The organism is Alteribacillus sp. YIM 98480 (assembly GCF_009765375.1).
In the GTDB taxonomy this organism is placed as follows: Bacteria; Bacillota; Bacilli; order Bacillales; family Marinococcaceae; genus Alteribacillus.
On sequence record NZ_VTOK01000014.1, the window covers coordinates 37,622 to 63,284 of the forward strand.

The following is a 25,663-nucleotide window of genomic DNA, read 5'->3' on the forward strand; positions in this document are numbered from 1 at the left end:
CTAGTCCTAGAACAGGAAGTTCGCCATTTTAGCAAAGATCCTTATTATCGTGTGCACCTGAGCTGCTATGCGCTTAAGCTAGACTTAGATCAAATAAAATGGTGATAGTTATCAGAATAGAAAATATATAATTTTTTAGAAAGCAAAAAACCTGTACCTTATTTTTTGGGTACAGGTTTACAAATATCAAAATCTTTATCGATGTTTTTTCAGGAAACGCCCTATCCGTTCAATAGCTGTTTGCAGGGAATCCATTGATGTCGCGTAAGAACAACGGATATGATTTTCCCCGCCTTCTCCAAAAACGTCACCCGGAACAACGGCGACTTTTTCTTCTTTTAAAAGAGCTTCTGCAAATGTTTCTGAACTCATCCCAGTTTGTTCTATGGAAGGGAACGCATAAAAGGCACCGCCCGGCAAGTGACATGGCAGACCAATTTCAGAAAAAGCTTTAACAATAAAATTGCGGCGCTGCCTGTAGCTTGTAACCATACGTTCTACTTGTTCCCTTCCGTTTTGCAGTGCTTCTAATGCGCCATATTGAGCAAGAGAAGAAGCACACATCATGGTATATTGATGAATTTTCAACATCGCTTGAGCGATATCTTGTGGAGCACATACAAAACCTATGCGCCAGCCCGTCATCGCAAACGCTTTAGAAAAACCTGAAATGAGAATGGTTCGATCTCGCATAGCAGGGAGATTCGCAAAACTGTAATGTTTGTTGTCATAGCTTAGTTCCGCATAAATTTCATCGGATAACACAAGCAAATTATGTTTTTCAATAACTTCTGCAATCGGCAGCAAGTCTTCTTTAGCCATTACAGCTCCCGTTGGATTATTTGGAAAACTCAACATAACAGCTTTTGTATTCGGTGTAATAGCAGCTTCCAATTCTTCTTTTGTGATTTTAAACTCATTCTCTTTTTTTGTTCCAATTGGTACCGGGACACCGCCTGCCAAAGAAACAATCGGTGCATACGCAACAAAACCAGGCTCTATAACGATTACTTCCTCTCCTGGATTTACCGTTGCCCTTATTGCAATGTCTATCGCTTCACTTGCTCCAACTGTTACAATAATTTCCGATTCAGGGTTATATAGGGTAGAGAATTGTTTATCTAAATAAGAAGCAATTTCTTCTCTTAATTCTATTACGCCGGGATTGGCAGTATATGCTGTAAAACCTCTTTCCATCGATGCAATGCTTGCTTCTCTTACATTCCAAGGCGTAACAAAATCAGGTTCCCCAACGCCAAGTGATATGACATCTTCCATGGTAGAGGCCATATCAAAAAAACGGCGAATTCCTGAAGGACGTATTTTTTGAACGGCCTGAGACAATCTTTCTGTTTGTTTGATAGAAGAAATCGTCATGGTGACACCACAATCCTTTTATCATCATCGTCTTCATCATCAAACACAACCCCATCATGTTTATATGTTTTCAGCCTAAAATGAGTGGTGGTTGAGATGACCGAATCTAATGCTGATAGTTTTTCGGATACAAAGCTGGCAATTTCCGACATCGTATTGCCGTCAATGACCACGGATAAATCATAAGCTCCAGAAACCAAATACAGAGCTTTTACTTCTGGAAAACGATAAATTCTTTCCGCCACTTCATCAAAACCGACACCGCGTTGAGGAGTCACCTTCACATCAATCATTGCTGTAACACCTTCTCGGTCGTTAACTTTACTCCAATCAACTACTGCTGCGTAGCTTAATATTATTTTTTCTTTTTCTAATTTATTTATAATGGCCTGGACGTCTTCTTCGGATTTATCTACCATTTTAGCAATGGTGGGAACATCCATGCGTCCATTTTCTTCTAACAAACGTAAAATCTCCAGCTTATCTTCCACCTTGATGACTCCTTTCCATTGAAAAACCATTACTCTTCTTTTCATTAAAACAACAAAGTATATACATTTAACGTCTATCTTATCATATTACACTTTACTCTAGGAGTTGTATGGTCAGATTTATAAAATTTTAGAAAAACTCGACTTGCCGCCAAATCCGTATGGCGGAAGTCTTAGTTTTTCTTATACTTTGATCCTTTAACAAAGTTAAACATTCTAAAGTATTAGAAAAACTCGACTTGCCCCGAATTTTTATGGTGAAAGCCGGTGTAAGCTTATTTTTCATTTTGAACATTATAAAAAAAGGGAAGAGTGCTATGGACAGGAGGGATTAGCTTTGGCAGAAGATCTTCCGCACATTGAAGAAAAAGCAAGTGTCGCGTTACTAATTATTGATATGATTAACGATATGGAATTTGAGGATAGTGAAAAAATATTTCCAAAAGCACTTCAAGCGGCAGAAAATATAGCCCATTTAAAAAAAAGGGCCAAACAGCATGGCATCCCCGTTATCTATGTCAATGACAACTATGGCCGCTGGCAGAGTGATTTCAAAGAACTAGTAGACCATTGCAAACAAGATAACGTGAAAGGAAAACCGATAACAGAACTCGTTGAGCCTGAGGATGATGATTATTTTGTATTAAAACCACAATTCTCTGCATTTTTTGCTACACCGCTGGATTTGCTGCTTGATTATTTAGAAGTAAAAACGTTAATCATCACGGGTGTAGCTGGTAATATGTGTATTCAGTTCACCGCTAATGACGCCTACATGAGACATTACAAATTACTCATTCCATCTGATGCTACCGCTTCTAATCAAAAAGAAGATAATGACCAGGCCCTGGATTTGATGAGCAAGGTGTTGAAAGCGGATATTTCTTCTTCTTCCACCTATAACTTTATTAACATTATAAAAGAAGCAAGCGAATATTATTCACAAGAAAGGGGCTGACATAAATCAGCCCCTTTTCTCTAGCAAAGTATACTGGCATGAAAGCCAAATTTTCTGATATCGTTAAAAAACTTCTTTTAACGCATTTTTATCTTGTTCTAACCAGTATTTCATCCACTTTTTCGCACCCTCAAGGTTATGAAGTTTCGCTTGCCCGCACTGTTCTTCATTTGCAGCAGGTACTTCTTCTAGTTCTAGAGAATATTTCATCGTTTTTTCAAGAACATCAATTAATTCTTCGATTTTAGGCTCCCCGTTCATGATTAAATAAAAGCCGGTTTGACAACCCATAGGCGAAAGATCAATCACTTCAAAATGGTCGTATTCTTCTGCAAACCGGCGGATATTTAATGCTAACAAGTGTTCTAAAGTATGAATTACCGGAGGTTGAAGATTTTGTTTGTTTGGCTGGCAAAAACGAATATCAAATTTATTAACGACACCATCAGATCCAACTCTTTGAACTCCTGCGTGCCGAACATACGGGGCTTTTACAATGGTATGGTCTAACTCAAAACTTTCTACACGAGCCATTTTAACACTCCTTTTTATAACTCTTAGTACGATCATACAACGAGCATGCTTCATTTGGCAATAAAGATGTATCTTTACAACTGTTTTTGTGCTAATGCTACATTGTCTGTAAAAATGCCGTCCACCCTTGCTCCTTGCATTTTCTTCATTTTTTCAGCACTGTTTACAGTCCATACATTTACTTTGTATCCATGTTTATGCATACGATCGACAAAGGATTTGTTTGTTAATCGATAATGAGGGCAAATGGCATCTGCTTTCGCTTGTTTTAAACGATTTTCGGGATAAAAGTCTTTCCAGTAAGAAAATGTTTTAGAGGACGAGTTAAATAAGGACTTGCCAACGATTAAAGCCGTTTGAAATGTTTCATTCATACTTTTTATTTTTTTTATAACTTCATCTTCAAAAGAGGAAAACAATAAATCATCTAACGGATATGAATGAGGCAGGCTCGATATCACCTGTTCTTCTAACCCATGTTCCTTTAATTCAAGATTTAACGGAATGACTCCTTTGCAAAGATGCAAAACTTCTTTTAAAAGCGGCGGGCGCCATCCTTCTTTTGCCTCTGTATTCTTTTTCCAGTGTTCATAAGTCATCTCTTTTAGTATAATCCCATTCCAATCTGGGTTATGTGCACATACTAATTCTCCATCCTTTGTTTGTCTTACGTCTGTTTCAATCATATCAGCTTGCACGTCAATTGCGTGTTGAAATGCCTCTATTGTATTTTCTTTAATACTTTCAGTCGTTGCACCGCGGTGAGAAATAATTTGTAAACGCGCTGATGACGATAAGCTCATGGCTCCTGCATGCCTCCGTTTGCTGTTCTTTTCTCTTTTTGTGTCTTCGTACCCATTATACGTTTCCCTTTTATGTATTCCAAATAAGAACGTAGATGTACCCTACCCTTTTCAATCCTTTTCAACGCTCTCTATTTATTCTATACTATTTAGAGTGACGAAATATTTGAGGATGATGACTTATTTCTACTGAAAACAGGAATTTGCTGATTATGTGGATTGCTAATTTCTTCGTGGCAGCAAGCGCAACCATGGTACTTCCATTTATCTCCTTATATATTGAAACATTTGGCGATTTCTCTGATTCATACGTTCAGCGCTGGGCTGGCTACATTTTCGGGATCACCTTTTTAGTAGCCTTTTTTGCAGCGCCTTTATGGGGAAAAATTGGGGACCGTTATGGACGTAAAATCATTTTAATTCTGACTGGATACGGAATCGCAGTATGTATTTTATGTATGGGATTTGCTCAATCCGTTGAAAGTTTATTTGTCATAAGATTGCTAATGGGTATTGTAACAGGGTTTATTCCTACTGCAACGGCTCTTATTTCTGCCCAAAGTGCCAAAAAAAATGCAGGAGACAAACTCGGAACATTGCAGACAGGTACTGTTTCCGGTGGATTATTAGGTCCAGTGCTTGGGGGTCTGCTCGCAGATACAACCGGCTATTTTCTTACGTTTATTATAACATCAGGCGTAATTACTGCAGCTGCTACACTTGTATGGGTCGGTTTAAAAGAAGTCGTGTACACTGATAAAAACGAAACAACTCAAACTTTTTCTAGTAAAGAAATAGTATCATTTATCTGGAAACGCCCCGTACTCATATTGGTTATTGGGATGTCCATGATTATTCAAACAGCCAATTTCAGCATTCAACCTTTGCTTGCATTGTATGTTAATAACCTGCATCATTCTGAAAATATTGCTTTTCTGGCAGGGATTGCCTTTTCCGTTACAGGTCTTGGAAATTTGGTCGCAACAAGAAAATGGGGACGTTTTGGCGATCGGGTTGGTCACGAAAAAATAATCGTAGTACTTCTAATCCTTTCAGCATGTTTCTTTATCCCTCAAGCATTTGTCACTAGTATTTGGCAATTAATTGTTCTTCGTTTTTTATTTGGTATGCAGATTGGTGGATTAATTCCTTGTATGACAGCCTACATACGGCAGATCTGTCCGATTTCAATGCAAGGCGAAGTACTAGGTTATCATATCAGTTTCCGCTTTCTCGGAAATGTCTTTGGTCCCATCATAGGTGGAATAATAGCAGGACTACTTAATATATCCTATGTTTTTATCCTTTCAGGAAGCCTCTTTATTATAAGCGCATGTATTTTATGGATTGTACTTCAAAGAGAACGACAATATTCACACCAGCGAACAAACGAAACCAACGTAAAACACCATACTACTTTGGATTAATCTTTTTTGTTAACCTATATAAAATATAAGTTGACATATTACCCCCTTACCTTTAATATGATTAGTAAAATTCGACTTGCCGCCAAGTCCTTATGGCGGAAGTCATCGTTTTATTTATACTTTGATCCTTTAAACAAAGTTAAACTTTCCCAAAGGTATAAAGAAAATTTGGCTAGCACTCGCTGATTCATCCATGCTAAAATTTTATGCTTTCCTATCAATGTAAAAAAATATATCCACATAAAAAGGCAGGGATGTTTATGAAGTTAAAATCTCTTGATATAGTCTCCGCTGCTCTGTTTGCTGCTTTAATGGGAATAGGAGCTAACATTACCGCTTATTTAGTGATTGGCGGTGTGCCCATTACTCTCCAGCCTATTATTGCGATACTAGCAGGTGCTCTTCTTGGCAGCAGATTAGGAGCTCTTTCTATGATTATTTACATGCTGATTGGCTTAGTAGGTATGCCTGTATTCGCTGAATTTTCAGGAGGATTTCGAGCGCTCGTCAGCCCAACATTCGGCTTTATTTTATCTTTTATTTTATCAGCATATGTGACAGGAAAAATAATAGAAAGAAAACAGAATCCTTCTATGGCAGTATTTTTTATAGCTGCATTTACTGGACTAGCTATTAATTATTTGTTAGGTACAAATTATATGTACTATGCGTATCTTTGGATTGCTGAAGCTCCAGAGGGCTTTTCTTATTCGATGGTCTGGGCATGGATGATACTCCCGCTTATTAAAGACACCATTTTCACTGCGTTAGCAGCAGCTTCTGTGCCGAAGCTTCATCGGTTACGAAACAAAAGGTTAAAACTCTCTCAGCGAATTGCTTAAATATTTAGCAAAGTGGAAAAAAATTCCGAACAGCAACGGCTGGTTAGTTCAAAAACGCAATAACTTTACTTTCTTACCTATTGCAAAAGGAACCCCATTGGACGGGGTTCCTTTTGTACGTTTATTCTCCTTGTATTTCTTCAATTTCAGATTCTAATTTATCCAGAATCTCTCCTGCTTGATCCCCAGCATTTTCTCTATAAAAATCACGTTGTGGAATCGCAAGTTCACGGAATGCATCACGCTGATCTTCCGTTAGTTCAGTAACTTCAGTTGGATTTTCTTCGTTATCTTCAATTTCAGATAACAATTCGTTGTTTAAGTCATCCTGTAGTTCAAAACCAACATCGCGCATTTCTTCTACTGTTTCATCAATGATGCCTTTAATGTCATCTGGCAGACCATCATAGAAAGATGGATTAACTGTTGTCATTGCAACATAAGTATTGTGGTTGGAAATCGTCATATAATCCTGTACTTCATGGAAAGAAGCATCAGCAATAAAGAAAATTGGATTTTCTTGGCCATCTACCGTACCAGTCTGAAGTCCAGAGTAAAGCTCTCCCCAGCTCATTACGGAAGGGTCTGCACCATAAGCTTTATAGGATTCTTGGATCAAAGGAGAATCCTGGGTTCTCATTTTGAATCCTTCAAAATCTGCAGGCTCAGTCAACTCACTATTACCTGTCCATTGCATTGCACCTTCTGTCCAGAAAGATAGCGGCTTAATATTGTTTTCTTCATAAAGAGCGGCCAAATCGTCATTTAGTGCTTCACTTGTATTTAATAATTCATGTGTTACTTCTTGATCATCCGGAAGCAAAAACTGCAGTGCGAAAATCTGTCCTTCTTCCACCATTGTTCCTGTGAAACCTGGGGAAACGATCGCAAATTCAACAGCACCGCTTTGCAGCTGTTCGACCTGGTCTACTTCGCTTCCTAACCCGCCAAATTCATATACATCCATTGTAATCTGCCCGTCTGATTTTTCTTCAAGACGATTCGCAAATTCTTCTGCATATTCGTATTGTACTTGTCCATCATTTTCTTCTGTTACAAAACGCCATTCATATGTTTCTCCGTTTCCTTCTGCTGATTCACCATTATCAGTGTCTCCGCCTCCGTCATCAGATTCTCCGCCGCCGCAAGCAGCCAGCATTAGTGATGATAGCAAAGCCGTGCTGACCAGCCATCTAAATTTGTTTTTTTTCATTGTTACATTACCCCCTTAAATTTTCTTAAATCTATCTCAATCCTGCATTAAGCTATTTTTAATTTACAGCAGGAATAGAGAAATCTGTGGAAACATAATAAGCAGCACACATACTATAATCATCATAACAATAAATGGAGGTGTCCCTCTTATCGTGTCTAAGTATGATCGGTTAAACACTGCACTGGCTGTAAATATATCTACACCAAAAGGCGGTGTTGCTGATCCCAGGGCAGCCTGGAACGTCACAATAACACCAAGATGAACAGGATCAATACCAGCCTGCTGTGCTGCGGGTGCAAATATTGGCGTTAAAATTAATATAACAACGATTGGATCTACAAACATGCACCCTATAAAAAAGAATATAGAAACAATAATCAATACATAAATTGGCCCCGGATTTCCCGATAAAAATACTTCAGAGATCATCTGGGGAATTCTTGCAAATTGTATAATATAAGCAAATGCCTGACCCCCAGCAACGAGAATAAAAACAGCTGAAGTGACAAGACCGGTTGAGAGCGCTATTTTTGGTATTTTTTTCAAGCTAAATGACCTGAAAATCACAAGTTCGAGCAATAACGCGTATAAAACAGAGATCCCAGCAGCTTCTGTCGGAGTAAAAAATCCTGTATAAATCCCTCCGATGATAATAACCGGAAACATCAGAGGAAAAATTGCTTTCCATGTAAAACGAAAACGTTCCGACCAGGTTGCCTTCTCCGCTAATGGGATGTTAAACAACCGAGCGTGTATATATGCATAAACAGCAAAAAATAAAAATATTAACACTCCTGGACCGATACCTGCAATAAACAAGTCTCCAATTGAAGTATTGGATATAATACCATAAATAATCATTCCGATACTAGGTGGAACTAAAAGCGCCACGTCACTGGAATTAATAATAAAAGCAATAGCTGTAGAATCTTTATAGCCAACCTTTAATAGTCTTTCTCGCATTGGTTTTCCGATAGCTACAACTGTACCTTGTGTCGAACCGGAAATAGACCCAAACAATGTACAAGCTGCAGCAGTAGTGATCGCATACCCTCCGCGCAAGTGCCCTACAAATGACCCTACAAAATCAAGGAGCCGATTGGAAGTTCTTCCCATAGACATAATATCTGCTGCGAAAATAAACAGCGGTACAGCTAATAGTGCATAATTAGAGATCCCTTCGAGCATCTGCTGCACCATAAAAAATGGTTCTAGATTTGGAAAGTATATAAGTACAACGACCAATGGCGCCAAAGTTAATGGAATCATCATTGGAAAACCTAAAAGTAAAAAGACAACCATAATAAGTAAGAGTGTTGTCACCATTTGCTTTTCCCCGCCATTCTACAAAAGAAATTTTATATTGAACCAGATTGTTCTATATCTTCTTCCTTGTCATAATCTTTTCTTTCAGCTGCAAGATAAACATCTTTATTTTTCACGTTTACCCAGAAATTTCGGAAAAATTGCATCGCCCCTAATACAAACCCTATCGGCGCCCACATGATCATCAAATAATATGGTAAGCGTAATGCCGATGTTACACGATTTGCATCAATTACCGATTGTACATATCCATAAGAATAATAAGCAAAAACAAGCATGATTACCCCTGTTATGAAGGGAATGAGAAGAGCAAGTGTTTTCCGCAGCTTAAAAGGCACATTATCAAATATGGCTGACATACTAATATGCCGGCCTTTCCGTGCAACGTAACTAATTCCCATAAATGTTGCCATAAATAGTGCCAGCTGGCTGATCTCTTCTGCAAAAGCCCAGCTTCTTCCTGCAAAATTCCGGCTGATGGCATTTCCTGCAACCATTACAGTAATCGTAATAATAGAAAGACTCAAAATAAATTCTTCAAGTCTTCTTAATTGGTTATCTAACCACTTTACCATTTTCATGTTAATCAACATCCATTCTAACGTTTAGGTGGTTTTTTTATTATACTTATTTTTCGAAAAATATTAAAAAAATCAGCATAGCGCCTTGTAAAGAAAGCAGCCTGAACCGTATCTCAGTTGGTAGAGGCATTTAACGTCCATTACGCTGACAGCCGTTTCTTATTTGCATTTTTTAACATATAACAACATTTTTTATCATAACTGAAAGGACTTTCCCTGTTCAAATTGCATAAACAATCATATCACCTTAAATTTCACTGATAATGAACCTGAGCATAAATGAGAACACTATATTTGTAGCATACCTGTTACAATACACCCCCTTGTTAATTATATCTTTTAGTTCTATTGTACTTCTTTTTAATAAACATATAGTTCTAAAAGAGTAATACAGTAATACATCAGGAAGGTGCACAGTTTGTCACCGAAATCGGAAAACGGTAGCTTGTTTTTCTGTGATATAATTAGATTAAGATATAAAATAATAATATAGTAATTGTCTAAAATATTCGAAAACTCAAGGTATATATTAGTATAACAGCAGTTGGAAAATTATAAAAGAGGCAGTTCTTCGAAACTAGGATTAGAAATAATAAATAATGAAAAGTTATCTTACTTGAGTGAATTTCATCACTCATTTCTATATCATTATAATCGAACATTATATAAATTTTCCTCGTAATCAAAATAGCGCTTATGAAGTTGATTCACTTATATAAAAGCATATATACCGAAAGGACGTTCTAATGAATGGAACTATTGAATAATTTCCCTTTGTGGATTGCTCTTATTTCTATCTTATTTGCTCAAGGAATTAAAATTCCTCTTGCCTACATTGCATCAAAAAAATGGGATATCACTCTAGTTACTAGTACAGGCGGTATGCCTAGTTCTCATTCGGCAGCTGTCACTTCCGTTTCAACTGCTATTGGCATGGACCACGGTTTTGATTCCGCACTTTTTGCGATATGTACTGTTTTTGGAGTCATCGTTATGTTCGATGCAACGGGTGTTAGACGCCACGCTGGTTATCACGCTACCGTTTTAAACCAGCTGGTTGTAGATTTTAATAAGTTTGTTACAGAAGCAAAATCATGGCAGCAGAAAGAAGAAACAGAAAAAAGAGAAGAACTGAAAGAACTTCTTGGCCATCAGCCAATCGAAGTATTTTTTGGAGCTCTCTTTGGCATTCTTATTGCTGTTATTGGTCATTTTGTGATGTTTGGATAATGGAGGGAGAAGATTTATGCGCATCGTTTCACTATGTCCCAGTAATACCGAAATCGCTGCTTACCTTGGCCTAACAGAGCAATTGATCGGCGTTGATGACTATTCGGATTGGCCGAACACTGTAAATACTTTGCCTCGGCTTGGTCCTGACCTTTCTATTGATATGGATAAAGCAGCAGATCTGAATCCTGATCTGGTCCTTGCCTCGTTAAGTGTCCCAGGAATGGAAAAAAACATAGAGAAATTAAAAGAAAAAAATTTACCGTACATTGTATCAAAACCAAATTCTCTTGAAGATGTAAGGAGCGATCTTCTTCTTATTGGAGAAGCTACCGGTACTTATAAAAAAGCTCAAACATTGGTGAGTCGAATGGATGATATACTGGCTGATTATGAAAGAAAAGCATCAGAATGCAACCCAGTTCGTCTTTATTGGGAGTGGTGGCCTAAACCGGCTTTCAGTCCAGGAGGCGGGAATTGGCTGTCTTCTATAAGCAGATTAGCCGGTGCAAGAAATATATTAGAAGACAGAACCGAAGCAAGCTGCCAAGTAAGCTGGGAAGAGATTAAAAATTTGGAACCTGATCATATTTGTATGGCATGGGTTGGGGTGCAAACGGAAAAGGTCAAACCTGAAATATTGTATAAAAGAGAAGGCTGGTCCTCTATGAAAGCACTAAAAACGAATAACGTACATGTTTTAGAAGAACCTTTGTACTGCCGGCCATCTCCAAGACTGTTGATAGGGTTGCAAAAACTTGCTCACCTTTTACACCCGGAAGTATTTCAAAAACCTACCAACTTAGATCCCCTTTTAGAAGAATCCTAATTTAAAAAGATGGGCTTTGCTGAACCACCGGTAAAGCTCCTTCTTTGTTTAATGCCATTAATTCTTCTTCTCGCAGCGTGCCATCTCCTTTTTTCAGCACATACACTTCTACATTGCGTTTCCCCCATTTGTCGTAAACGTCTTCTACAGAATCATAATATAAGTCGAGTTTTTTTCCTTTTATTGCTGAGCCGGTGTCTGCTACAATGCCATAGCCGTACTCCGGAATATATAAAACCGTTCCTATTGGAAAATACGCAGGATCAGCTGCAATAGTAGAAACCTGATCACGTCTAACTTTAACCCCTGAATACGTAATTCCGTAGGCGGGATCTTCTTTTGTTTTTCCCGTAGACTCATAGCCTGCTGTATATCCTGTCGCAGTTACCATTTCTGTCGGTCCTTCTGTTTCAAATAATATCTCTGCTTCTTCATTAAAAGCAGGTTCCGGCCACTCTTCATCTATACCGCGCTTATAGTTGTTCGTTCCTCGTTTTTCAGGGACATCCGAAATCTTTTTATCCTGTATATATTCGGTTTTTATATAATCATAAAAATACCCTGGCAGCTCTTGTGCTTTTACATTTGTTACATAAGATAAGGTGGTAGTTACTGCGACGACGAAAAATAAAGTCATTGACATCCTTCTGTAAAATGTTATTTTTTTATCCATTAAAAATCACTCCTCTCACAGAAACAGCATCTCCAAAAAAAGAGAATTTATTCCTGTGAAGAAAAGTGTTCCGTTTTTTCATATTATAAAAACTCGGCTTGTCGCCGAGTCCTATCGCGGAAGTCATAGTTTTCTTATACTTTGATCTTTTAACAAACTTAAACCTCCTAAAGTAAAAAAAGAGCTGCTCTACTACAGAACAACCCTTAAAACATTTGATAGCCGCGTACGCGCAGCATTCTTATTGCAATACCCGCTATAATCGCTCCTATCAATCCGCTTGATAAAATGACTATATCTACGAGTTTTAACGAAATTAAATCATTACCTAAAGCACTAAAAGATGCTCCCGGCGATAAAATATAATCAAAAAAACGTACATTATCTATTATGGCAATAACAATAAGCGGATAAACAACCGCCATTATCCACGTAGACCGCAATATCATATTTAAAAGAAATCCAATACCAAAAAATAAAAGTAAAAACAACGCCATTGAAATAATCAATTGAGGAAGGCTTCCTATGCCGCTCATTCTCTTTCACCCCCAAATCATTGTAAGTGTACCGAAAGATGAAATCCGTCGTCAACTTTTCACACTTTTTCATTATACACAATAGATATGACTAAAGTGTGAAGCAGCTTTAATTGTATCGAAAATACCTGATTCAATGCTTACTCTAACATTGATGTTTTTGAGGACATCTTTCAAAAACGAGGCCCATGCGCTTTTTTGCGTCCTTTACGTAAAATGGCATCGTTATTTAAATATTTTAATACCAGTATAGTAACGCATAAAAAGGCTCTGCAACATCTAATCATTTGCAGAGCCTTGTTTCTTTTTTAAAATGGGTTTTTCCCTTTTTTCAGCGTTAGACCGACTCCGCCCAAAATCCAAAGGTAGCGGTTGTCAATCATTTTCTTCATAAAGTTAGCAGATGTTCCAAAGAGTTTTTTATTACCGACAACCCCGATTGCTTCTTTTCCACCTAGAGAAGCAACAGTCCCTTTAATGTCCGGCTTAAATTCTTTTAACTCTTCCCCTTTTACAAGAGCTTTTAAGTTAGCTGCTACTGTTTCAGCTTGCTGCATGGCAATCTGGGCTGTAGGAGGGAAAGGACGCTCTGTTTCTTCATTAATCATTAAGGAGCAATCTCCGATAATAAAAATGTTTTCATGTCCTGGAGCGCGCAGATCAGGGTCTACTTTCACTCGGCCTCTCATGTTCTCAAATCCAGACTTTTCAATAACTGGATTACCTCGAACACCAGTTGCCCAAACTACAGTGGAAGATTTTATTTCTTCACCGTCTTTTAAAATGACGCCGTCTTCTTTCACTTCACTGATAGGGGTATTAATTTTAAATTCTACACCGCGATTTTCAAGAAGGTTCATGGCGTATTCTACCAGTTCAGGATCAAATCCTGGTAAAGCAGTAGGTGCTGCTTCGATAACATACATTTTCACCTTGCTTTTTGGAATATCATATTCCTTACAAAGCTCAGGCACACGTTCACTCAATTCCCCAATAAATTCGATACCAGTAAAGCCGGCACCTGCAACGACAAATGTTAACAGCTCGTCTTTTGGTTCAGGCTCATTATTATATTTTGCGAACATATATTCAATATGGTCTTTCATTTCGCGAGCACCATTTACTGTCCACTTATTAAAGGAATAATCAAACACACCCTCTACGCCAAACGTTTCTGGAACCGCACCAAGAGCAGTGACAAGGTAGTCAAATTCTACTTGTCCGCTGTTTTTCAATGATACTTTGTTTTCTTCTCTGTGGATTTCAACCACTTCATCTTGAATGAAATTAATTTTATTGATATCAATCACATCATCAATTTTCATCCGTGTACGATCGTGATGCATTGTTCCCGCAGCCGGTTCGTGAAGCCAAGTTGTTTGGTAATGATAATCATGTTTACTAACTAAAGTTACATTTGCCTCATTGTGTCCTAGCTCTTTCGTAATTTTGGTAGCGGTTACCATTCCACCGTAACCAGCACCTAAAATTAAAATATTTGGTTTAGTAGCCATCGAAATCACATCCATTTTAAAGTATTTGCTCATTAATATTTTCCCCGGAACTTTAACGATTACGACAAATTAAATTCACATGTGATTAATTTCACGTATATGAACGTAAGAAAAATCCCTCTCTACGGGATAGTAAAAATGAAAACAGCAATAAAACATAATAAGATATGAACATGCTGTTTCTGTTTTTCCGTTTAATGAATAATACATTTGTATTGCAAAATAGTCACAAATCACATATATTATGATATTTCTTTTTTTTACGTTTTTCAACCTTTTTTTCAAAACTTCTTACATAACATGTTATCTATTTGTCTTTTAAAAAATGAAGGCATATGCTTATAATAGGAGGTAGCGTTTTATAAGTTCATATGGAGGTGGACGTGTTGACCCTAGAAAATGAGATATATGATATTACCATTATCGGGGGAGGTCCGACTGGTTTATTTACTGCTTTTTATGGAGGTATGCGGCAGGCGAAAGTCAAAATTATTGAAAGTATGCCTCAACTCGGCGGCCAGCTTTCGGCCCTTTACCCTGAAAAGTATATATACGATGTGGCAGGCTTTCCAAAAGTACGGGCACAAGAACTAGTGAATAACCTCATTGAACAAATGCACACGTTTGAGTCGGAGGTCGTACTCGACCAATCGGTAAATAATGTTATCAAAACTGATAACGACTTCTTTGAACTGCATACAGATAAAGAAATCCATTATTCTAAAACCATTATTATCACTGCAGGCGTAGGTGCATTTCAACCGCGCAAGCTGAAAGTAGAAGGTGCAGAACCTTATGAAAACACCAATCTTCATTACTTTGTGAATGACTTAAAAGAATTTGCAGATCAAAAAGTTATGATATGCGGAGGCGGTGATTCAGCTGTAGATTGGGCCAATATGCTTGATCCGATTGCTGATGTAGCGCTTGTGCACCGCCGTGATAAATTCCGTGCTCACGAGCACAGTGTAGAGCAGCTTAAACAATCAAATGTTGATATTGTCACGCCTTTCCAAGTGAAAGAACTTATCGGTGATGGAGAAAAAATTAAACAGGTAGCGATTGAAGAAGTTAAAGGAGACGCCGTTAAGACAATAGATGTTGACTCTTTAATCGTTAACTATGGTTTTATATCCTCTCTTGGCCCAATTAAGGAATGGAGTCTTGATATTGAAAAAAATATGATTCGTGTTAATTCCAAAATGGAAACAAACATTAAAGGAATTTACGCTGCAGGAGATGTCGCAACGTATGATGGAAAAGTTAAGCTTATCGCTACTGGCTTTGGTGAAGCTCCTACAGCAGTTAACAATGCGAAGGCTTATATTGATCCAAGCGCCCGTCTTCAGCCAGGCCACAGCTCTCATATGTTTTAATATTAGAAAGCAAAAGTCTAATAAATGTCGAGCAAAAGAAAACAACCTCTTACTGAAAAAACCCCCTACCGTTCAATATTGAACAGTAAGGGGGTTTTCATTAGCAATCCTCCGGTGTGCCGGCGTTTGTCGCTGTTTTGAATGAGCTTCCACATCCACAAGAAGCGATAGCGTTTGGATTGTCGATCGTAAAGCCGCCGCCCATCATATTTTCTTTATAATCAATGACTACCCCATCTAAGAGCGGGGCACTTTCTTTGTCTACAAGTATTTGCAACCCATTTTTTTCTTGTACCTTATCTGTATCTTCTATTTCTGCATCAAAACCCATTCCATAAGATAAACCGCTGCAGCCGCCGCCTTTAACACCGACTCTAAGCTTCAGATTATCATCGTCTTCTTCTTTCATCATATGCTTTACACGCTCAATAGCAGCGTCTGTAATGTTAATCATTGAAAAACCTCCTTTAAAGTTTATCAATTCGGAGATTGATTTCTTTATGGTAGTATATCGTTTTTCAAAGTACCTTTCAAATGATCTGGCATTTTCTTAGACTGAGGGAAGTTACAGAAGGGAAAGATTTCGTGTCCGTCCTAAGCATTTTATTGTGTTCCTGATCCACTTTTTGGCTGTAATGCAAGACTAAAGGATGCTCTAAACCATGGAGTTCAGCAGCTTCCATCATCTTTTGCCGTAGAGTTTCTAACTCTTTTTTCTCCATGACAGGGAATACATGTTTTTCCATTCCCTTCCCTCCCCTTTTTAGAGTAAATGGTTAAACGATATAATTCATTTTACCTTATTTCCCATGCAACAAACAATTTTAATCCAATCAATTGAACATTCTTTCATTTATATTTAGGTTTCTTTGGAGAGGTTATTCTGCCAAAATGGATATTAGAACAATCTGCTTGTGGTTTAGTCCCAATGGCGAATGCCAGCGCGTCAATTAAACCTTTTACTTTCTCTTACTCTTGCTTTATATACGTTCCTTCACATATTATCTCGGCCGGTCCTGTCATCCATATGTTGCCGTCCTCTTCCCACCTAATATGAAGATCTCCTCCAAGAAGATGAACGGTTACATCAATATCCTTTTTGGTTCGACCTGTCATTATAGCTGCTGCCACAGCAGCACAAGCTCCGGTACCGCATGCTTGTGTCACCCCTGAACCTCTTTCCCACACACGAAAGTGCATGTTGTCATCAGCTGCCATTTCTACAAATTCAATGTTTGCTGATTCTGGAAACATGCTATGCTTTTCAAGAATAGGGCCTACTCTCTCCACTGGAGCAGTTTCGATCTCATCTACAAAAAACACTGCATGAGGGTTTCCCATTGAAAGGGCAGTCATATAAAAAGTGGTACCAGACACTTCTACGGCTTCTTCGATTGTTTTACTGTCTGGATTCCCCTCCATAGGCACGTCTTTTTTTAGTAAACGTGGAGGTCCCATATCCACAGAAATCAGCTTTACTTGCTGTCCACCTTCGCTTAACTCTACACTTGCTTTCACTGGGCCCCCAAGCGTTTCAACGGTGAACTCTTTTTTTGTCACGAGGTTTTTTTCAAAGGCCAGCTTTGCTACACAGCGCAGGCCGTTGCCGCAATTCTTTGCTTCGGAACCGTCTGCGTTAAAAACTCGCATCCGAATATCTTGATCATTAGATGGTCCAATTAATATCATTCCATCTGAACCAATGCCTGTATTTTTATTTGAAAGATTTATTGCTAGTTCAGGTAAGTCTTCTTCTTTCAATGATTCTTCAAAAAGATTTATATAAATATAACTGTTGCCTAGACCGTGCATTTTAGTGAACTTCATCATTTACTCCCTCGTTTCCTCAACGGCTCTGTGGTCCAAAAATAATCATTATCGGCTTGAACGATTGTCATTTTGGTGTGACAACAAGGCATTACAAGCGGTGTTTTTATTTCATCCATCGCATTTTCTAAGTCAGCTGGTTTCATATACGTAAGAACATTATCAGCACCACAATAGGGACAGTCTTCAATGTAAATATCATCACCCATTTTTTCATACGGCCACGTATTTTCAAAAGGAATCAATTTCATTATATCCCTTCCCCCTTAGTTATGTATTTTGAGCAGCCTGCTTTTCTCTATGTAAGGCGTAAAAAAGAAAGCTGTTTCCAAAGCGGAGCTTCGGGCTCCATGCTAAAGAAACAGCTCCTTATTTCTAAAACATTGGATTTTCATCCAAGTATTTATAAATATTGGAAAGCAGCTCTTCTGAAGATTCCCCTTCTACAACTTCTCCGTTTACTAGGGCATACATGCTGACAGCACACTGCCCGCAGTTACCGAGACAGCCGTATTCAATAATATCAAGGTTGGGGTCTTTTTCTAATTCTTCTTTTACTTTTTGAGTGCCGCTCGCCAGATTACTTAAACAAAATTCTATAATCGGCCTCATTATTCTCACCTCTTTAAGGGTCTGCAATTATCCTATCGCTGCATGTACAATAAGTCAACACGTTTTACTTATCAGGAATTTAGAGAAGAATAAACCGCTATTACATCGCGGCAATTCATAATAATTAGATTTTTCTTCAGATTGTTGTAAATTTGCCATAAAATCGTTATAATCTTAAGTGACCGAGGTCATTTTTTACATATTCTTAGTACATTAAATTTTCTCTGTTCTATTGGAGAGATAAAAAAATGAAAAGATCTGAAAAAAAACAACAAACCAGGGGAAAAATATTAAGTGCTGCCGTTTCTCTTTTTCGAGAAAAAGGGTTTGAATCGACCACAGTTCAGGAAATTACAGAAACAGTAGAGGTAGCTAAAGGAACCTTTTTTAATTATTTCCCTACAAAAGAGTCCATCATGGAAACGTTAGCTGAAGACCGGCTTTATGAGGTAGATGAATATTTAAAAACATATGGACTCCAAACGATAACATTTATTTCAAAACTCCGGGCGCACTTTAGTTTTTTTCTAGGTGAATATCATTTTAACCCAGAATTAACCCGGCGCATTTGGCAGCATGTTGTTGAAAGTGACTCCCTTCTTCTTGAGAAATGGAATGAACTGCTAGAAATTGGTATACAACGTGAAGAAGTAAAAGCCGATACAGATGTCTCATTATGGGCTAACGTCATTAACAGTCACTTTTATTACACATTAGCAGCTTGCAAGGAAGATACCCGTGAAGCGTTTTTAGATGAGCTTATGTTATTATTGCATACCAGCTTAAAAGGAATTCTTACTAAAAGGGGTAATCGTGCTATGAAAAGATTAGTTATTTTAGGAGGGGGTTATGGAGGCATGCGGATTTTACAGCGGCTGCTTCCTAACGATCTTCCAGACGATATAGAATTAGTGCTTGTAGACAAACTTCCATATCATTGTTTTAAAACGGAGTATTATGCATTAGCTGCAGGGACGGAATCCGATCACGATGTAAGAGTGCCTTTTCCTAAGCATGACCGCCTTTCCCTGCATTTTGGCACCGTTGATTCTATCGACAGAGATAACAAACTTATTCATATGAGAGGAGAAGAGCCTCTTTCTTATGACATATTAATCATTGGCCTTGGCTGTGAAGATAAATATCACGGTGTACCCGGTGCAGAGGAAAATACGTACAGCATTCAAAGCATGGAAAAAACGAGACGAACATATGAAGCGCTTAATAACCTGCCTGCTCAATCTGTTGTTTCTATTGTCGGTGCTGGGTTAAGTGGTGTAGAAGTGGCAAGTGAACTTAGAGAAAGCCGCTCCGACCTGCATATAAAACTTTTTGACCGCGGCGAAACGATTTTGCCCATGTTTCCAAAACGTCTTAGCAATTATGTACAAAATTGGTTTGTAAAGCATGAAGTAGAAGTAATCAGCAATTCAAACATTACGAAAGTCGAAAAAAATGGTTTGTATAACCATGACGATTTTATAGCCTCTGACGCCATTATTTGGACAGCAGGTATACAGCCGAACAAAGTAGTACGTGATCTTGATGTAAAAAAAGATGAAAAAGGACGGGTAGTGTTGACCCCCCACCACCACCTGCCTGATGAAGAAAACACCTTTGTTGTCGGAGATTGTGCCAGCCTCCCTCACGCCCCAAGCGCACAGCTTGCAGAAGGACAGGCGGAGCAAATTGCGATGGTTCTAAAAAAACGCTGGAACAATGAAGCCCTGCCGGAAAAGCTTCCAAAAATCAAATTAAAAGGGGTTCTTGGCTCCTTAGGAAAAAAACACGGGTTTGGCGTGATGGGAGATACAGCTGTAACAGGAAGAGTAGCACGGCTCTTAAAAAGCGGTGTGTTATGGATGTATAAACATCATTCTGGTGTATAAAGAAAACGTGACGAGATGCAGACACCAATCCTACCAGTGAAAAAGGCTGCGATCGGCAATTATTGCTGATGCAGCCCTTCTATTTTTTGATACAGCTTTTTTAAACGAGGATTCCCTTCCGCAGCAATTTCCCCTTCAATGGTCACGAGAGGATACATTAAATCACCAGCAGAAATTTCTTCTGCGATTTGCAGGTCTTTGCCTTCTAAATGAGATTTTTCTATATCCACGTACATAAAATGAAACGTTTTGCTTGGATACTTCCGAGTAAGCGCTGCTTCTAACCATTCCTTTGTCTCAAGACTTGAAGGGAAATGAACACAACTTGGACATTTCTTTTCGGCTCCATATATTTTCACTTCAATTGATTTTGTTTCTCGCATGAACCGCTCTCCCCCTTTTTTTCTATCTTACTATTTGATATTCTATATAAGCAATGACGTTTTCAAATAATACGACCTCTTTGGTTGTCATTAACAAGCGTTTCATAGTAGAATATGGATTAAGCCCTAATGATTATGGAATATATCCGAAAAGGATAATATAATAAGGGGAAAGAATGAAAGGAGAGATGAAAAGCATGCCAAACACAACAGAAGACATGCACGCTCAAGTCCAGGAAGTTCTCGAAAAGCTGCGTCCGTTTTTGCTGCGTGACGGCGGAGACGTTGAATTAGTTGATGTTGAAGACGGCATTGTTAAAGTTCGTCTTATGGGAGCATGCGGCTCTTGCCCATCTTCTACAATTACATTGAAAGCAGGAATCGAGCGCGCTCTGCTTGAAGAAGTTCCTGGTGTAGTGGAGTTAGAACAAGTATTTTAATGACCATTTGACGTCATTTAAAAAGGGTGCCCCCAGTGCGGGACACCCTTTTTGTTATGGCATCAAAAGCATAAAGATTACGACGAATGGCGGATACACCAATTGGATTTGCAGCTCGCCCATGACTAGCTGGTTTTTGCGGTAAGTTTTTTATATCGTACGTTCGATCCAAAAGGAGCAGGCTTAGCTGTTTGCACTTGAAACTGCGGATAATCTTTTTGCAGTTTTTCGCATACTTCTTCCCCTTTTCCTCTTGGGACAATGCACATAACAGTAGGACCTGCGCCGCTTAAAGCAGCCCCATATGCTCCGTAATCCTGTATGTTCTCCATGATCTCTGCCAATCCTGGTACAAGTTTTTCCCTGTACGGGTGATGGAAGACATCACGCACCATCATTTTTCCTACCAATTCCCAGTTTTCTTTTAAAAGAGCAGCTACCAGGACATTGCTTACAGCACTGCCTTGAACAGCCTTATGATATTGCAGCGACTCCGGTAAAATTCCTCTTGCTTTCTTTGTCATCAATTCAGAAGATGGAACAGCCATCACTAAATCAATATCCGGTACGCCGCAATGAACCATGTCTGTTTCCTCTTCAGTGTGTGAGCCGACAATTAAACCGCCGTATAAACAAGGTCCTACATTGTCAGGATGACCCTCCCACGCACTGGCGAACCTCATTTTTTCTTCTTTTAAAAGGGAAGCATTAGTTAGCTGATCGGTAAGCTCAATTGCAGCAATAATGGCTGCTGCACTGCTCCCTAGTCCTCTAGCAAGCGGTATATCACTAGTCATTTTGACTTCACAAGCCGGAAGTTCTTTGCCGAGCTGTCTGGCTAATTCTTCTGCAACTTGATATACCAAATTATCTTTTCCTTCAGGGATATCAGCCAACTCAGGAGAGTCAGAATAAAATCTCCACTCAAAAGCGCGTTCTGCTTCTAACGTTAAATAGCGATTAACCGCAAGACCAATAGAATCAAATCCTGGGCCTAAATTAGCGGAGCTTGCTGGGACCGTGATAACCATTTTTTCACCTCCCACTTGTCACCCCTCCTTTGAGCTGTTCAAGAAAGGCTTCTTCTTCGTTTGGTATGACTGTAGGTTTTACGGTTACCGTATCAATAGCTGTGCTTGGATCCTTTAATCCGTTACCGGTTAATACACATACAACCTTGGAACCTTTTGGAACCGCTCCGCTTTCTATTTGTTTTTTCAATCCTGCAATGGAAGCGCAAGAAGCTGGTTCGGCAAAAACACCTTCTTTTTGAGCTAGAAGCTGATAGGCTTCTAAAATTTCTTCGTCTGTGACCATGCCAATTTGCCCGTTTGACTCATCAGCTGCTTCTACTGCTTTTGACCAGCTGGCTGGATTTCCTATTCGAATAGCTGTAGCTACCGTTTCCGGCTCTTCAATAACTTTATCTTTCACAATAGCAGCGGCGCCTTCTGCTTCAAATCCATGCATTTGCGGAAGTCCGGTGCTTTTTTTATCGTTGTACTCTTTAAATCCTTTCCAATAAGCTGTTATATTCCCTGCATTTCCGACCGGGATGGAAAGAACATCCGGAGCTTCTCCGAGGACATCACAAATTTCAAAAGCGGATGTCTTCTGCCCCTCAATTCGATAAGGATTTACGGAGTTAACAAGCGTAATGTTTTCTTTTTTGCTCACAGAGCGGACAATGTCGAGCGCGTTATCAAAATTGCCCTGAATTTCAAACACTTCTGCTCCGTACATGACAGCCTGTGCAAGTTTACCCAGTGCAATTTTTCCTTCTGGTATAACGACAATACAGCGAAGACCTGCTCTAGCTCCATATGCCGCAGCTGCAGCAGAAGTATTACCGGTGGAGGCGCATATGATGGCTTTGCTTCCTTCTTCTTTAGCTTTTGCAACAGCCATTACCATGCCGCGGTCTTTAAAGGAACCGGTAGGATTAGCACCTTCTGTTTTTACATAAATTTCTGCTCCCCACTCTTCTGATAAACGCTCAAGCGGTATGAGCGGGGTATTTCCTTCATTTAAAGTCAAAAGCGGTGTCTCATCGTTCACCGGTAAATATTCTTTATAGGTGTGAAGCAATCCCTTCCAGCTGCTCATTACGCTTGTCCTCCCTCGACGCGGTAACTGCTTTTAACATCCAGTACGACGTCCATATTTTCTAACTCTTTATAAATTCTTTCATACACTGCTCTATTGATAGTATGAGTAATAATAACCACTTCAGCCACAGGCTCTTCTTCATCCAACGGCCATTGCAGCAGCTTTTCAAAACTGACATCCTCTTTTGCAAACAAAGAGGTCAACGCATCAAATGTGCCCGTCTCATCTCTTACTTGCAAACGCAGAAAGTATTTTGAATCTACTTCTTCATCTGTTTTGAGCTCTTTTATATGGAGCGGTGAATGAATGGTTCTGCCGCTTACTCCTAAACGTAAGTTTTTCACAACGGTGACTAAATCAGATACTACTGCTGTAGCAGTTGGCAGCGAACCTGCACCAGGTCCGTAGAACATCGTTTCGCCTACTGCTTCTCCGTATACATAAACAGCGTTATATTCGTCTTGTACAGCTGCAAGCGGATGACTGTTTGGCAAGAGCATTGGCTGAACCGTCAGCTCCACTCGTCCTTCTGTCCGTTTTGCAAGACCAATTAGTTTTAGAGTATAACCGAGTTGTTTGCAATATTTCATGTCCTCGGTCGTAACTGTTGTAATACCTCGAACAATAACGTCTTCAAGGTCAACATTCATAGAAAAACCAAGCGTAGCCAATATCGCCATCTTACGAGCTGCATCAAGGCCTTCTACGTCTGATGTAGGATCACTTTCGGCAAAACCGAGCTCTTGAGCTTCCTTTAGAACCTCTTCATAATCTCTGCCATCTTGTTCCATTTTAGTCAAAATATAATTTGTTGTCCCATTTACAATACCCATCATTTGGGTAATACGGTCAGCAGATAAGCCTTCGCTCACTCCTCGAATAACGGGAATCCCCCCCGCAACGCTTGCTTCATAAAACAAGTCACAGCCGTTATCTGCTGCAACTTTCAGCAATTCTGCTCCATACAAAGCCATTAAATCTTTGTTGGCTGTCACTACATGTTTTTTATTATTAAGAGCCTGGAGAATGTACTCTCGAGCTTGCTGTACTCCCCCCATCACCTCAATAACTACATCAATATCCGGATCGTTTAAAACCTCTTCAGCATGAACGGTTAATTGACCCTGGTCAATTTGCGATCCCCGGTATTTATCTTTATCTCTAACAAGCACCTTGCCAATCGTAATACCACACCCAACTTGGTGCTTTAGTTCTTGTTGATGCTCATTTACAATTTGGATAACTCCGCTTCCTACAGTACCCAGACCGAGTAATCCAATAACCACTCCATGTTCCATACTCTCCACCCCTTGCGCCTGTTCCGAACTTTACTTGAATAGTACATATCATGGCATAAAAGCCTATAATATGTCAATTGGCATATCGTCTATATTCCCACATAATGTTTTCGTATAGTAAACAAATGTCTCTGTATAATGGACATTATATAAGGAAATCGACATTATGACAAGGGGATTTCTATAAAATATTTAGAATTAAGTGTTTTGCTTACACGGTGTGCTAAGGCCTAAAATAACTAGAGCTTTTGAAAAGAAGATCCGTTCAGCCATTCTGGCATTTCTCTGTCTTTTGGAAGCAGTGATGGATAAAAGGAAGACAATTGTTCCATTCTTGTAGCTTCATTTGCCCATAACTGCTTGAGTTTATTTAAGGCTTGTTCCGTTTCTCCTGTGTCTTCGCGCAAATAGGTTTGCTCTAATTGTTCCATATAATAATACGGAAATAACAATCGCCCAAATATAAGTTGGCGGCCAAGATGAGTTATTTGATTGGCTTCTTCGTATTCTTTTATAAAATGGAGAATCTCCCTTTCACTACTATCATTTTCCATTGCATTTCTTATCCATTCAGAGACATCTCGTGAAGGATGATCATACAACCAATCAGACGGGAGTTTAACAGGCGCCCTCTCTTGATCGAGTGTGATCCACGTAGTTGGCGTAAAACAAAAATGAGCTACACACCCCGGCTCTTCTATACCTTCTGCTTGCCAAGACGTTTCTTTCAGCCATTGAATCGCATTTTCTGTCCGTCCTATATAATAAGGAAAAGTTTGTAAAAACCATTTATCCATTTGGGAATAGCTTGTTTTTTTTCGTACGTAAGTGTACCAATTTTCAAGCTGCTCTAATCTCGTTTCCCACCACTCGCACCATCTTTCTAAAAAAGGCTGGGGTATAGAGCGGGGAAATAAATTCATCCCTTTCTTATGAAATTCTGCCAGCGCTTTTCCTTCCTTTTCGAAATTTCTTTTGTTAGCCGATGATGAAGCAGGAACATGAAACAACAGCTGTTTCTCTCCGTCTACAGGAACGGAATAACCTCTCGTATAAGGAGAAACAAATGCTGCAATCGTTTCATCTCCGAGCCACCTTAATTGTTCTGCCCATTCTAATTTTTCTTTCCAATCATCTTGCTGCTGGGCAGTGTCTGGAACAAGCAAATACAACGAATTCCCGGCACTAAAACCAGTGTAGAGACCCGCTTTAAATGATTGGTCCATGTATAACCCATAATGGTCATATACATTGCGTTCCATCATTTTATAACCCCCTGCCATTCTGCTTACCATGATTGTATGAACAATAGCTGCTGGTTAACCCTTTTTCTTCGGATAGTTTACCTTCAAACGGATAAACTATATAACGGAAAAATAGAAAAAGAAAGTA

General features: G+C 39.1%; 28 protein-coding genes and 1 pseudogene. 9 read left to right on the top strand and 20 right to left on the bottom strand.

All coding sequences use genetic code 11. The features are described from left to right. Window positions 1–195: 195 nt before the first annotated feature. Together FZF09_RS16975 and FZF09_RS16980 are read right to left on the bottom strand one after the other, a co-directional pair. The gene (locus FZF09_RS16975; RefSeq protein WP_158737792.1) at window positions 196–1,377 is read right to left on the bottom strand and encodes an aminotransferase; all 1,182 of its coding nucleotides are present in this window, start codon (window positions 1,375–1,377) and stop codon (window positions 196–198) included. Then, the gene (locus FZF09_RS16980; protein WP_370514491.1) at window positions 1,374–1,898 is read right to left on the bottom strand and encodes an Lrp/AsnC family transcriptional regulator; all 525 of its coding nucleotides are present in this window, start codon (window positions 1,896–1,898) and stop codon (window positions 1,374–1,376) included. The genes FZF09_RS16975 and FZF09_RS16980 overlap by 4 nt, the downstream gene beginning before the upstream one ends. Window positions 1,899–2,205: 307 nt before the next feature. Here FZF09_RS16980 and FZF09_RS16985 point away from each other — a divergent pair, with 307 nt between their 5' ends. Beyond that, on the top strand, window positions 2,206–2,826 hold the full coding sequence (locus tag FZF09_RS16985) for a cysteine hydrolase family protein (protein ID WP_233269534.1): 621 nt from the start codon (window positions 2,206–2,208) through the stop codon (window positions 2,824–2,826). Between the two features lie 63 nt (window positions 2,827–2,889). Here FZF09_RS16985 and FZF09_RS16990 read toward each other — a convergent pair whose 3' ends face one another. Together FZF09_RS16990 and FZF09_RS16995 are read right to left on the bottom strand one after the other, a co-directional pair. Beyond that, window positions 2,890–3,360 carry an S-ribosylhomocysteine lyase gene (locus tag FZF09_RS16990; protein ID WP_158737794.1) on the bottom strand — a complete coding sequence of 157 codons (471 nt, stop codon included), beginning with the start codon at window positions 3,358–3,360 and terminating at the stop codon, window positions 2,890–2,892. A 74-nt stretch (window positions 3,361–3,434) separates the two neighbouring features. Further along, entirely contained in the window at window positions 3,435–4,163 is a 729-nt protein-coding gene (locus FZF09_RS16995) for a glycerophosphodiester phosphodiesterase (protein ID WP_158737795.1), read from the bottom strand. 212 nt (window positions 4,164–4,375) lie between these two features. Between FZF09_RS16995 and FZF09_RS17000 the strand changes: the two genes are divergently transcribed. Together FZF09_RS17000 and FZF09_RS17005 are read left to right on the top strand one after the other, a co-directional pair. After that, on the top strand, window positions 4,376–5,590 hold the full coding sequence (locus FZF09_RS17000; RefSeq protein ID WP_158737796.1) for an MFS transporter: 1,215 nt from the start codon (window positions 4,376–4,378) through the stop codon (window positions 5,588–5,590). A 260-nt stretch (window positions 5,591–5,850) separates the two neighbouring features. Further along, entirely contained in the window at window positions 5,851–6,432 is a 582-nt protein-coding gene (locus FZF09_RS17005) for a biotin transporter BioY (protein WP_158737797.1), read from the top strand. Between the two features lie 121 nt (window positions 6,433–6,553). On the opposite strand, the gene FZF09_RS17010 is transcribed toward FZF09_RS17005, so the two are convergent. The 3 genes from FZF09_RS17010 to FZF09_RS17020 form a co-directional block, all read right to left on the bottom strand. Continuing rightward, the gene (locus tag FZF09_RS17010; RefSeq protein WP_158737798.1) at window positions 6,554–7,645 is read right to left on the bottom strand and encodes a TRAP transporter substrate-binding protein; all 1,092 of its coding nucleotides are present in this window, start codon (window positions 7,643–7,645) and stop codon (window positions 6,554–6,556) included. A gap of 63 nt (window positions 7,646–7,708) precedes the next feature. Beyond that, window positions 7,709–8,974, bottom strand: coding sequence for a TRAP transporter large permease (locus FZF09_RS17015; protein WP_158737799.1), 1,266 nt, complete (start codon window positions 8,972–8,974; stop codon window positions 7,709–7,711). 32 nt (window positions 8,975–9,006) lie between these two features. Continuing rightward, window positions 9,007–9,555, bottom strand: a complete 549-nt coding sequence (locus tag FZF09_RS17020; protein ID WP_158737800.1) for a TRAP transporter small permease — start codon at window positions 9,553–9,555, stop codon at window positions 9,007–9,009. 750 nt (window positions 9,556–10,305) lie between these two features. Between FZF09_RS17020 and FZF09_RS17025 the strand changes: the two genes are divergently transcribed. Continuing rightward, window positions 10,306–10,785: a divergent PAP2 family protein gene (locus FZF09_RS17025; protein ID WP_158737801.1), complete on the top strand. Its 480-nt coding sequence runs from the start codon at window positions 10,306–10,308 to the stop codon at window positions 10,783–10,785. Between the two features lie 16 nt (window positions 10,786–10,801). Further along, window positions 10,802–11,614: a cobalamin-binding protein gene (locus tag FZF09_RS17030; protein WP_158737802.1), complete on the top strand. Its 813-nt coding sequence runs from the start codon at window positions 10,802–10,804 to the stop codon at window positions 11,612–11,614. A 1-nt stretch (window position 11,615) separates the two neighbouring features. Here FZF09_RS17030 and FZF09_RS17035 read toward each other — a convergent pair whose 3' ends face one another. The 3 genes from FZF09_RS17035 to FZF09_RS17045 all read right to left on the bottom strand — a co-directional run bounded on the left by FZF09_RS17035 (window position 11,616) and on the right by FZF09_RS17045 (window position 14,370). Continuing rightward, window positions 11,616–12,287 carry a 3D domain-containing protein gene (locus tag FZF09_RS17035; RefSeq protein ID WP_158737803.1) on the bottom strand — a complete coding sequence of 224 codons (672 nt, stop codon included), beginning with the start codon at window positions 12,285–12,287 and terminating at the stop codon, window positions 11,616–11,618. Window positions 12,288–12,493: 206 nt separating this feature from the next. Continuing rightward, window positions 12,494–12,823, bottom strand: a complete 330-nt coding sequence (locus FZF09_RS17040) for a YuiB family protein (protein ID WP_158737804.1) — start codon at window positions 12,821–12,823, stop codon at window positions 12,494–12,496. 308 nt (window positions 12,824–13,131) lie between these two features. Next, a complete protein-coding gene (locus tag FZF09_RS17045; protein WP_233269535.1) occupies window positions 13,132–14,370 on the bottom strand; it encodes an NAD(P)/FAD-dependent oxidoreductase in 1,239 nt (412 codons plus the stop codon). Between the two features lie 353 nt (window positions 14,371–14,723). On the opposite strand from FZF09_RS17045, the gene FZF09_RS17050 reads away from it, so the two are divergent. Then, window positions 14,724–15,713 (top strand): NAD(P)/FAD-dependent oxidoreductase, encoded by a 990-nt coding sequence (locus FZF09_RS17050; RefSeq protein WP_158737877.1) that lies wholly within the window; start codon window positions 14,724–14,726, stop codon window positions 15,711–15,713. Window positions 15,714–15,813: 100 nt separating this feature from the next. Here FZF09_RS17050 and erpA read toward each other — a convergent pair whose 3' ends face one another. The 5 genes from erpA to FZF09_RS17075 all read right to left on the bottom strand — a co-directional run bounded on the left by erpA (window position 15,814) and on the right by FZF09_RS17075 (window position 18,152). After that, entirely contained in the window at window positions 15,814–16,167 is a 354-nt protein-coding gene (erpA, locus tag FZF09_RS17055; protein ID WP_158737805.1) for an iron-sulfur cluster insertion protein ErpA, read from the bottom strand. 76 nt (window positions 16,168–16,243) lie between these two features. Beyond that, window positions 16,244–16,459, bottom strand: a complete 216-nt coding sequence (locus tag FZF09_RS17060; RefSeq protein WP_158737806.1) for an aspartyl-phosphate phosphatase Spo0E family protein — start codon at window positions 16,457–16,459, stop codon at window positions 16,244–16,246. A gap of 223 nt (window positions 16,460–16,682) precedes the next feature. Further along, the gene (dapF, locus tag FZF09_RS17065; RefSeq protein WP_158737878.1) at window positions 16,683–17,540 is read right to left on the bottom strand and encodes a diaminopimelate epimerase; all 858 of its coding nucleotides are present in this window, start codon (window positions 17,538–17,540) and stop codon (window positions 16,683–16,685) included. Next, entirely contained in the window at window positions 17,540–17,791 is a 252-nt protein-coding gene (locus FZF09_RS17070; protein WP_199256816.1) for a hypothetical protein, read from the bottom strand. The genes dapF and FZF09_RS17070 overlap by 1 nt, the downstream gene beginning before the upstream one ends. Before the next feature lie 124 nt (window positions 17,792–17,915). Next, window positions 17,916–18,152 (bottom strand): YuzB family protein, encoded by a 237-nt coding sequence (locus tag FZF09_RS17075; RefSeq protein ID WP_091581403.1) that lies wholly within the window; start codon window positions 18,150–18,152, stop codon window positions 17,916–17,918. Between the two features lie 248 nt (window positions 18,153–18,400). Between FZF09_RS17075 and FZF09_RS23400 the strand changes: the two are divergent. Continuing rightward, window positions 18,401–18,514: pseudogene (locus tag FZF09_RS23400) on the top strand (TetR/AcrR family transcriptional regulator); the annotation flags it as partial. Between the two features lie 456 nt (window positions 18,515–18,970). Next, window positions 18,971–20,041: an NAD(P)/FAD-dependent oxidoreductase gene (locus FZF09_RS17080; protein ID WP_370514493.1), complete on the top strand. Its 1,071-nt coding sequence runs from the start codon at window positions 18,971–18,973 to the stop codon at window positions 20,039–20,041. 59 nt (window positions 20,042–20,100) lie between these two features. Here the strand turns inward: FZF09_RS17080 and FZF09_RS17085 are convergent, their stop codons facing one another. Further along, the gene (locus tag FZF09_RS17085; RefSeq protein ID WP_158737808.1) at window positions 20,101–20,424 is read right to left on the bottom strand and encodes a DUF1462 family protein; all 324 of its coding nucleotides are present in this window, start codon (window positions 20,422–20,424) and stop codon (window positions 20,101–20,103) included. Window positions 20,425–20,621: 197 nt separating this feature from the next. Between FZF09_RS17085 and FZF09_RS17090 the strand changes: the two genes are divergently transcribed. Beyond that, on the top strand, window positions 20,622–20,864 hold the full coding sequence (locus tag FZF09_RS17090) for a NifU family protein (protein WP_091581395.1): 243 nt from the start codon (window positions 20,622–20,624) through the stop codon (window positions 20,862–20,864). 125 nt (window positions 20,865–20,989) lie between these two features. Here the strand turns inward: FZF09_RS17090 and thrB are convergent, their stop codons facing one another. From thrB to yutH, 4 genes are all read right to left on the bottom strand, one after another. Further along, window positions 20,990–21,895 carry a homoserine kinase gene (gene thrB, locus FZF09_RS17095; protein WP_158737880.1) on the bottom strand — a complete coding sequence of 302 codons (906 nt, stop codon included), beginning with the start codon at window positions 21,893–21,895 and terminating at the stop codon, window positions 20,990–20,992. 4 nt (window positions 21,896–21,899) lie between these two features. After that, window positions 21,900–22,970, bottom strand: a complete 1,071-nt coding sequence (gene thrC, locus FZF09_RS17100) for a threonine synthase (RefSeq protein ID WP_158737809.1) — start codon at window positions 22,968–22,970, stop codon at window positions 21,900–21,902. Continuing rightward, entirely contained in the window at window positions 22,970–24,271 is a 1,302-nt protein-coding gene (locus tag FZF09_RS17105) for a homoserine dehydrogenase (RefSeq protein ID WP_158737810.1), read from the bottom strand. The genes thrC and FZF09_RS17105 overlap by 1 nt, the downstream gene beginning before the upstream one ends. 239 nt (window positions 24,272–24,510) lie before the next feature. Then, entirely contained in the window at window positions 24,511–25,536 is a 1,026-nt protein-coding gene (gene yutH, locus FZF09_RS17110; RefSeq protein ID WP_158737811.1) for a spore coat putative kinase YutH, read from the bottom strand. Between the last annotated feature and the right edge of the window lie 127 nt (window positions 25,537–25,663).